Here is a 6,689-nt window from a genome sequence, read left to right on the forward strand (position 1 = left end):
ATGATTTTTACCCAATTTGCCGCTGGGATATTTAATCGGCTCAAAATCCTTTCTGCACTCGAAGATATCGCGCGACGCTTATCGTTACGGATAACCCTGCCTGTTTCATCAACCAGTATTAAGTAGTCTTTAAGTGAGAAATTAATGCCTTTAGGCTGGTGTGCTCGTTCGTTACCAATGAAAGGTAATAGTTTCTTGGGCTGCTCACCTTTCAGAGCGGCTTTGACTCTTAGTTTGATACTGGTGAAGTCTGATTGCTCTGGTGTGTTAGCCATCTTAGCTCGAATAGGATTGAGCTCAACGTAAGCCATACAAGCAAGGACTGCAGCTTCATCAAGTAGAGCTTGTGACTTGAAACGCCCTTCCCAAAAGTGCCCGGTGCAGTTGTCCTCTAGATTGGCTTGTCGTGCGATAGGCTCATTTAAGCACCTCATAAACCAGCTTATATCACTGAGCCTTGAGCGATAGGTAGCAATAAGGTGTCTGAGTTGAACCACTAAATGCTCATCGATGACTTCACCTTTGGCGAATTTTTGCGTTAGCGCCGTGCCATTAAATAGCTTATGCCATTGTAAAACAACCTCTCTATCTGACCAGTTGTTCACCGTCTCTAGATCAATATAAAGCACAATATGCAGATGGTTACTCATCACTGCGTAAGCCGCTACATCAATAGCAAACACCTCGGAGAGCTTAAGTATTTGCGTTTCAACCCAACCACGGCGGTGGTCGTAGTTCTTACCAGCGTATTTATCATCGCCACACAAGAAAACGCGCCGAACAACTCGGCTGCAACAGTGGTAATAGGGAGTGTCTTCAATGCTAATTAGGGTTCGTCTTGGGCGCGGCATACAACCTCCTTGTTAAATGCTCGTTCAAAGCATAGTAGAAGGTCGCTATTGAGGCCATTAACTATGGCTGTCTATGTATTTATTTGCACTCAGCAAGGTCTGAAGGTTTTCCTGATAATGTCTTTCAAAAACAAGCTTACCCAGCTCTTCAACTACTTTAGTTGTATTACTAAGTCTAGAGTGCTTCGCCTCCTTAACATTTGAAAAAAGCAAAGAATCAGCATACTTTTCATACTCTCCTTTCCCTTTAAAGTAAGCTACACTTCCTTCGTAGTCATCATGTATTTTTGTTGCTTTTATCGTAATGTCAAAATATTTACTCTTCCAAAACTCTCGTTCGTCTTCATTAAGAATATTTAGTAGTGCCTTATACTGAACATCTAACTTGTTAAGATATTCTTTTGTTTCACTTGAATGCGCAGGTAAAACGAAAAAGAAAGTCATGATAATTATTTTTAAATACTTCATTTATAAATCCAATACCTCTGTAGGCACATAACGCCGCAATAAGCGGACTAAAACAGTGGGTTATAATGTGTAAAAATCGAAGCGTAACCCACTGTTTTGGTTCGGTTTAACCACCTTGTTAGTTGCGTTTTAAATGTGGGCGAACGTATTGTTCTAACTTTTCAATGGCTGAGTTGATCGAAAGAGTTATTTCATCATTTTCTTCTCTCATCGATTTCCAAACACGGCTTCTCATTTTTTTAGCTAAATCGGAATCACATTCAAAATTTTCGTTATCCTGCATTTCATTATCTACAACAGCCTGCATCCCAACTCGTAACAGTTGTGCGTTTTTTCTAAGGTCTTGAATTAGTTGCTTAATATCAGCCCCCCAAAGTGCTTCAGCCTCTAAACCTTGCGCATCCAATTCGTATACAGCTTCAACAACTGGCTTCCACCTATTTGAAAATACGTACGACCAAAATTCTGCTTTATATTTTGAAGCTCTATTATGTGGATCATAATTTTCTGGAAATTCATTGGGTAGAGTCATAGGCGATCTGGAAGACTCAATCTCATCTCTAAATTTATACACAGCACGGATAAGAAGTCTAGCAACCTCAAAATCAGCTTTACCCTTTAATTCTCGAGCCCAATTTTTGACTCCATAAACGGCTACAGATACTGTTCCTAATGCGCATAAACCTAATACAATATCTTTAATTAATGTAACAATTTCATTGATACTCAAACAATACTCCTAGAAGCAACTAACGCCCACTTAAGCGGACAGAAATAGTTGGCTATAATTGTGTAGCTGAGCGAAACAGCCAACTGTTTTTGTTCCGTTAAAAGTGCTTGTTATAACTCATCCCATTCTCGCAGCGTTGATCAATGGCTTTGCATTCCACTCCATAAATGCCTCTAGACTTAATACCCAATGAAGACTATCGAAGTTAACTGCATTTAGTAACAATAATATAGTTTTGGGATCATCTCTTAATGAACCCATTTCTATTTTTGAATTTGAAGTGTTATCTCCAAGATGTTCAAGTGACCTTTTTTTAGAGTTACTTTGGCTTTTTCCAACTTTAATAACTCCATAACTTGGGTGCCAAAAAATATAAACCCCAGGGCTATTAATGTCATTTGAAGAACTATTACTTGCCTCACTAATTGAAAGTTCAAATACATTAAAATGCTTCAATAATGTTGAGAATTCCTTTTCAAAAATAGACCTTACTTCTGATAGAGATAACATGTCGAAGTATCCTTGAGTTATAACGCCTTGCTAAGCGGAAAATAATGGTTGGCTATAATCGCGAAGCGATGGCCAACTGTTATTTTCCGTTTAAGCAACTTGTTAGGCATTTATTAACTGCTGCCAGCTAATTCCCCAACCAAGAGATGGAATCGAAGGTATTGGTGGAATAGATGGAATTGAAGGGATAGGTGGTATTGACGGTATTGGCGCGATAGGTGCTATAGAACAAATTGGTAAAATAGGGCCACCTGTTGCGCCACTTATGAAAGCCACAGCACCACCGCGTTGATCACGAAAGAGTCCATTAGAAAATATGCCTAAATGTCGCCCATTATGGCTGTAAATATTATCACCGTTTATAACTGCGATATGGCTTCCATTTAACTGGTAAATATTTTGATTATCTTGCCAAGCTACAACTTGACCATTGTTGCTATAAATTGGATTCATACACTACTCCTTTTAAACGACTTGTTAGCTGCCTTGACTACGGACTAAGGTTAAAGGCACTTGGTTCACGAATTCACGAGCTACATCTCTAAATAACCATGTGCCGACTAAAGAGTGACCACCATCATGTAACTTAAGTAGAGTCGTTGCATATGAAGTTACACGTTTATCTTTAGGCGTAAAATTTAGGGTTACATACCCTTCCCACATATATCCACTTACATCGAAATCCAAGTTAACGTCTTTTTCTGGGTTTTTAAATTTAAATAAAAATGAACCAGTTAAATGATGAGCACTTTGAGCAAGAAAAAGGTTAAATTCAGTTTCAAAAACATCTCCGTTATCTGGATTATCGTTTTTACCAAAACCGCTCCATTGCCCTGCAATGTTAACGCCTTGATATTTCGTAGCCTCCATAAAAGGAATAACTTTAGTTACCCACAAGGACTTTATTAGGAAAAGTACTGCTGTAGTACAAATACCTGTAATTATTCCGATAACACCTTGTTCGATAATTGTACTCATAGTCTTCCTTGGCAGCTAACATTTGTATATACGGCTTGCGCGTTTTGCCAAACCATGTTGAGAAAGCGTGCACAGTAAAAAGTCTGAAAAAAACATTAATAACAGCTTATTAAACATTTACGCTGAAGATTGTATCCAATACACCTAGGGAGAAAAGTGAGTCGCACACTTTGCTTTCCGGTTATCTGAACTTTTCATGAGCGCACACTTACATCTTACTGAATTTACGCCTCTTTTTCTTTTCACTCAATAGCAAACCGCGAACTGATTGCGCATAATTTGATGATTATCCGCACAAAGCCAATAATACTGTATAAAAACACTAACACTGTACTTTCCGACTGATGAGAAAAAATATTGCAAAGAGGTCTGTGCTGTATTGGACGAATTGCTGACGTAAACTCGTTTTGGGGCATAACTGAGCCACCCTCCTCCCTTTTAACCACCGTGCAGGCAATAAAAAGCCCATCAATTGATGGGCTATATATCTAAAGAGCAAAAGCTACTGCAATAATAGAATTAACTTGCTGCTTTGTCTTTACGCGCTTGATGCAATTTCTTATAGCTTTCAATCAATCTTAAGTGTGGCTCTATGCCTTCAAGCTTCATGCTGGTCTGCGTCAGGCCAAAGAACTTCACTTCACCGGTAACAGAACCGACTACGTTTTGCATGTTCTCTTTACCAAACATTCTATTGAAGTTACCAATAAAGTGTTCGAGCTCGAGTTCGTCGTCCATGGTGACTTCAAGGACTGCATTAACCGCTTGATAGAACAAACCACGCTCTACGGTATTGTCGTTGTACTGTAGGAATTCAGCGACAAGCTCCATCGCATTTTCTAACTCGCCCATTGCTAGATAGATAAGGATTTTAAGCTCGATGATAGTGAGCTGGCCCCAAACAGTGTTCTCGTCAAACACAATGCCAATTAATGTCGGAATATCCGTTTGGTTATCGAGTTGACTCTCTTCGAGTCGCTCAACTAAGCCTGCCAGTTGGTCATCATCTAGAGAATGAAGATTTAAGATATCTTCGCGATAATGCAGCGACTTATTGGTGTTGTCCCAAATCAAATCTTCGACGGGATAAACTTCTGAGTAATCCGGCACGAGTATACGGCACACTGACGCGCCTAACTGATCAAACTCAGCTATATAAGCTTCTTTGCCAATATCAGCTAATATGCCAAAGAGGCTCTGAGATTCTTCTTCATTGGTGCCTGAGAAATCCCACTCACAAAAATCATAGTCATGCTTGCTGCTAAAGAAGCGCCATGAAATAACACCGGTAGAATCGATAAAGTGCTCAACAAAGTTCTCTGGTTCAGTCACTGTCATGCTATCGAACGTCGGCTTAGGGACATCGTTTAAGCCCTCAAAGCTACGACCTTGTAGTAGCTCAGTCAAACTACGCTCAACGGCGACTTCAAAACTTGGGTGTGCGCCAAAAGAGGCAAATACACCGCCCGTTCTTGGGTTCATCAAGGTGACACACATAACAGGGAATTGGCCACCCAGTGAGGCGTCTTTTACTACAACAGGGAATCCGCGTTCTTCTAAGCCTTGAATACCCGCTAAAATACTTGGGTACTTTTCAAGTACCGCCATAGGGACATCTGGCAGAACGATTTCTTGCTCAATGATTTGTCTTTTAACGGCGCGCTCGAATATTTCTGATAAGCATTGCACCTTCGCTTCAGCTAGGTTATTGCCCGCGCTCATGCCGTTACTTAAAAATAAGTTTTCAATTAGGTTAGACGGAAAGTAAACCGTTTCACCATCAGAGTGACGCACATAAGGGATAGAACAAATGCCACGTTCAGTCATACCTGAGTTAGTGTCGATAAGATTAGAACCCGCCAGCTCTTCGTCTGGATTGTAAATGTCTAAACAATGCTGGTCCAAAATGCCTGCAGGTAGTGAGTCATCCTCTTCTAACGCAAACCATTTTTCATTTGGATAATGAACAAACTCACTGTTGGCGATCTCTTCACCGAAGAATTGATCGTTATAAAAGAAATTACAGTTTAAGCGTTCAATAAACTCGCCCAGCGCTGAACAAAGCGCACTCTCTTTTGTTGCGCCCTTACCGTTGGTAAAACACATTGGAGATGCGGCATCACGGATGTGCAAAGACCAAACATTAGGCACAATATTACGCCATGACGATATTTCTATCTTCATCCCTAAATCAGCTAGCATGCTGGTCATATTGGTAATCGTTTGCTCAAGCGGCAAGTCTTTACCTAAGATGTAGGTGCTAGCATCGCCATCGGCTTGTCCCATCAACATCGCGTTAGCGTCTCCGTCGAGGTTTTCAACCGTTTCGATTTTAAACTCAGGCCCCGTCTGAACAACCTTTTTTACAGTACAGCGGTCGATTGAACGAAGAATCCCCGTTCTGTCTTTCTCTGAAATATCTGCTGGTAGCTCAACTTGGATTTGAAATATTTGGTTATAGCGATCTTCAGGGTCAACAATGTTGTTTTGCGACAGTCTGATGTTTTCCGTTGGAATATCTCTAGCCTTACAGTACACCTTGATAAAATAGGCGGCGCATAGCGCTGACGAAGCTAAGAAATAGTCAAAAGGGCTAGGGGCTGAACCGTCGCCTTTGTAACGAATAGGCTGATCTGCAGTGACGGTAAAGTCATCAAACTTTGCTTCAAGTCTGAGGTTGTCGAGAAAGTTAACTTTGATTTCCATTGAAATAGTGTCCAGAGTCGTGCGTTGTCAATCGGCTAGCGTGCCTTAATGGTGAGAATTATCGGTGTTTTTGAGGCAATAGTCTTGGGTTAATTACGTAATTTGCTTAATTAGCCGAGTTTAGTGTGTGAACGGTGGCCACGGTGATCAATCTCCTCGCACCATAGATACTGCTCGCCTTATCATTCTGAGCTCAGAAACAAACATTTAGAAGTCACTTGAGTATAAAACGGTCGCTTGGTCAAAGAAGCAGCGTCCATCTATAGATCCCACTGAGTTAAAGAATTTCAGATGCGCTAGGCCTATCAATTGTCCTGCTATAAGGCCATACTGAAGCAGTTATTGATTGAATTGGCTTTTATACTAAAAGTCACTGATTACTTCAATCCTTAGGCTGGTTCAAACTGGCTTTGGGTGTATCACGTAAAAAGGTGGAAAGTATTATG

At 40.6% G+C, this 6,689-nt stretch carries 7 protein-coding genes; all 7 read right to left on the reverse strand.

The genetic code is table 11. The features are described from left to right. The coding region (locus CXF82_RS10565; protein ID WP_102044169.1) for a transposase at nt 1-851 on the reverse strand (851 nt) is incomplete at its 3' end. 57 nt (nt 852-908) lie between these two features. Then, entirely contained in the window at nt 909-1,319 is a 411-nt protein-coding gene (locus tag CXF82_RS10570) for a hypothetical protein (RefSeq protein WP_102044170.1), read from the reverse strand. Between the two features lie 118 nt (nt 1,320-1,437). Continuing rightward, nucleotides 1,438-2,049: a hypothetical protein gene (locus CXF82_RS10575; RefSeq protein ID WP_102044171.1), complete on the reverse strand. Its 612-nt coding sequence runs from the start codon at nt 2,047-2,049 to the stop codon at nt 1,438-1,440. 117 nt (nt 2,050-2,166) lie between these two features. Further along, nucleotides 2,167-2,559 (reverse strand): hypothetical protein, encoded by a 393-nt coding sequence (locus CXF82_RS10580; RefSeq protein ID WP_102044172.1) that lies wholly within the window; start codon nt 2,557-2,559, stop codon nt 2,167-2,169. 102 nt (nt 2,560-2,661) lie between these two features. Next, on the reverse strand, nt 2,662-3,012 hold the full coding sequence (locus CXF82_RS10585) for a 4-fold beta flower protein (protein WP_102044173.1): 351 nt from the start codon (nt 3,010-3,012) through the stop codon (nt 2,662-2,664). Between the two features lie 24 nt (nt 3,013-3,036). Next, entirely contained in the window at nt 3,037-3,537 is a 501-nt protein-coding gene (locus CXF82_RS10590) for a hypothetical protein (protein WP_102044174.1), read from the reverse strand. A 519-nt stretch (nt 3,538-4,056) separates the two neighbouring features. Next, nucleotides 4,057-6,243 (reverse strand): OsmC domain/YcaO domain-containing protein, encoded by a 2,187-nt coding sequence (locus CXF82_RS10595; protein ID WP_102044175.1) that lies wholly within the window; start codon nt 6,241-6,243, stop codon nt 4,057-4,059. Nucleotides 6,244-6,689 lie beyond the last annotated feature (446 nt).

This window comes from Shewanella sp. GutDb-MelDb, from assembly GCF_002836075.1.
Classification (GTDB): domain Bacteria; phylum Pseudomonadota; class Gammaproteobacteria; order Enterobacterales; family Shewanellaceae; genus Shewanella.

Bases quoted from the DNA above. Each gene is read 5' to 3' on its own strand.
- CXF82_RS10580 (WP_102044172.1), bottom strand. From the start codon at position 2,559: ATGTTATCTCTATCAGAAGTAAGGTCTATTTTTGAAAAGGAATTCTCA.
- CXF82_RS10585 (WP_102044173.1), bottom strand. From the start codon at position 3,012: ATGAATCCAATTTATAGCAACAATGGTCAAGTTGTAGCTTGGCAAGAT.
- CXF82_RS10570 (WP_102044170.1), bottom strand. From the start codon at position 1,319: ATGAAGTATTTAAAAATAATTATCATGACTTTCTTTTTCGTTTTACCT.
- CXF82_RS10595 (WP_102044175.1), bottom strand. From the start codon at position 6,243: ATGGAAATCAAAGTTAACTTTCTCGACAACCTCAGACTTGAAGCAAAG.
- CXF82_RS10590 (WP_102044174.1), bottom strand. From the start codon at position 3,537: ATGAGTACAATTATCGAACAAGGTGTTATCGGAATAATTACAGGTATT.